General features: G+C 58.6%; 2 protein-coding genes. Both read left to right on the top strand.

Features of this window, described 5'->3' with window-relative positions; translation table 11 throughout:
* Positions 1-1,521: IS21 family transposase (gene istA / locus GGQ66_RS22855; protein ID WP_210287380.1), on the top strand; the 1,521-nt coding region annotated here is incomplete at its 5' end.
* Complete coding sequence (gene istB, locus GGQ66_RS22850; protein ID WP_094513296.1) at positions 1,511-2,323, top strand: IS21-like element helper ATPase IstB; 813 nt, start codon at positions 1,511-1,513, stop codon at positions 2,321-2,323. The genes istA and istB, both read left to right, overlap by 11 nt.
* Positions 2,324-2,378: the final 55 nt, after the last annotated feature.

The raw sequence follows: 2,378 nt of genomic DNA, 5'->3' as shown, positions 1-2,378 counted from the left end.
TTATTGAGCGTGATCCGACGCTGGCATTTTCGAGACCATCTATCGATCCGGGAGATTTGCCGCAGGACCGGCCTATCCCGGAATACCATCCGCAAATACCTGCGCTTGGACGGCGTAGAGCCGAAGTTCAAGGTTCCGGAGCGGCCGAGCAAGCTTGATCCGTTTGCAGATCGGTTGTCGGCCTGGCTGAAGACCGAATCCAAGAAGAACCGCAAACAGAAGCGGACGATGAAGCAGTTGCATGCCGATCTGATGAGCCTCGGCTATGAGGGTTCCTATAACCGAGTGGCGGCCTTCGCGCGGGAATGGCGTGATGATCGTCAAAGGGAGTTGCAGACGATGGGCCGCGGGACATATGTGCCCCTGGCGTTTGCCCCCGGTGAAGCCTTCCAGTTCGATTGGTCGGAAGATTGGGCCATCATTGGCAATGAGCGCACTAAGCTGCAGGTGGCGCACACGAAGCTGAGCTACAGCCGGGCCTTCATCGTCCGGGCCTATCTCCTGCAGACGCACGAGATGCTGTTCGATGCCCACAACCATGCATTCCGCGTGTTTGGAGGCATCCCTGGCCGTGGCATCTACGACAACATGCGCACTGCGATCGACAAGGTCGGCCGTGGAAAAGAGCGTGACGTCAACGTCCGCTTCCAGGCGATGGCCAGCCACTACCTGTTCGAACCCGAGTTCTGCAATCCGGCTTCAGGCTGGGAGAAAGGGCAGGTCGAGAAGAACGTTCAGGACGCGCGTCATCGTCTGTGGCAGCCCACGCCGCGCTTTGCATCGCTGGATGCTCTGAACGACTGGCTTGAGCAGCGCTGCAAGGAGTTCTGGGCACAGACCCCACATGGGCAGATGCGCGGCACCATTGCCGATATCTGGGCGGAGGAAGCTACCGCGCTTATGCCTGTTTCCAGACCATTCGATGGGTTTGTCGAATACACCAAGCGTGTCTCCCCGACCTGCCTCGTGCATCTGGAACGCAATCGCTACAGCGTCCCGGCATCCTTCGCCAATCGACCGGTGAGCCTGCGGGTCTACCCGGAACGGGTCGTGGTCGCCGCGGAGGGCCAGATCATTTGCGAACATCGTCGCGCCATCGACCGATCTCATGATCGACCAGGACAGACGATCTACGACTGGCGGCATTATCTGGCGGTCGTGCAGCGCAAGCCAGGCGCTCTTCGCAATGGCGCACCGTTCGCCGAACTCCCCGATGCATTCCGGACCTTACAGCAATACCTGCTGAAGAAGCCGGGCGGCGACCGGGAGATGGTCGATATCCTGGCGCTTGTCCTTCAACACGATGAACAGGCCGTCCTGTCGGCGGTCGATATGGCACTGAAGTCCGGGGTTCCGACCAAGACGCATGTACTGAACCTGCTGCATCGCCTCGTCGACGGCAAATCCTTCACGCCGCAGACCATTGATGCGCCGCAAGCCTTGACGCTCATCAACGAGCCCAAGGCCAATGTCGAACGATACGATGCCCTGAGAAAGACGGAGGCCCGCCATGCGTCATAATCCAGCAAGCGGTGCTATCGTCATCATGCTGCGGCAACTGAAGATGCACGGCATGGCACAAGCCGTCGGCGAACTGACTGAGCAAGGATCGCCGGCGTTCGAGGCTGCCATTCCGATCTTGTCGCAGCTCCTCAAGGCGGAGACCGCGGAACGTGAAGTTCGTTCGACTGCCTATCAGCTCAAAACAGCTCGCTTTCCCGCCTATCGTGATTTGAATGGCTTCGACTTCGCCAGCAGCGAGATCAACGAGGCGCTCGTGCAACAGCTTCATCGCTGCGACTTCCTGGACGATGCAAACAACATCGTTCTGGTCGGTGGCCCCGGCACGGGCAAGACACACATTGCTACCGCGATAGGTGTTCAGGCCATCGAGCATCACCACAAACGGGTCCGATTCTTCTCAACGGTCGAACTGGTCAACGCGCTGGAACAGGAAAAGGCGCAAGGACGGTCTGGGCAGATCGCCAATCGGCTCGTCCACTCCGATCTCGTGATCCTCGATGAGCTTGGATACCTGCCGTTCAGCGCGTCGGGCGGTGCGATGCTGTTCCACCTGCTCAGCAAACTCTACGAGCGAACCAGCGTCATCATCACCACAAACCTCAGCTTCAGCGAATGGGCCAGCGTGTTCGGCGACGCTAAAATGACCACAGCATTGCTCGATCGGCTTACCCATCATTGCCACATCCTTGAAACCGGAAACGACAGCTTCCGCTTCAAGAACAGCTCTGCGCACGACACCAAAACGACAAAGGAGAAAACGAGGAACTTGACCACGACCGCAGACCCGAAACATACCTAACACGCGGGTCAATTCTCGGTGGAAACGCCGGGTCAGTTCTCAGTGGCAATCAACA

It is taken from the genome of Allorhizobium borbori, assembly GCF_014196535.1.
Lineage (GTDB): Bacteria > Pseudomonadota > Alphaproteobacteria > Rhizobiales > Rhizobiaceae > Ectorhizobium > Ectorhizobium borbori.
The sequence above is the reverse complement of the archived record's forward strand: the minus strand, read 5'-3'. Positions and strand labels throughout refer to the sequence as shown.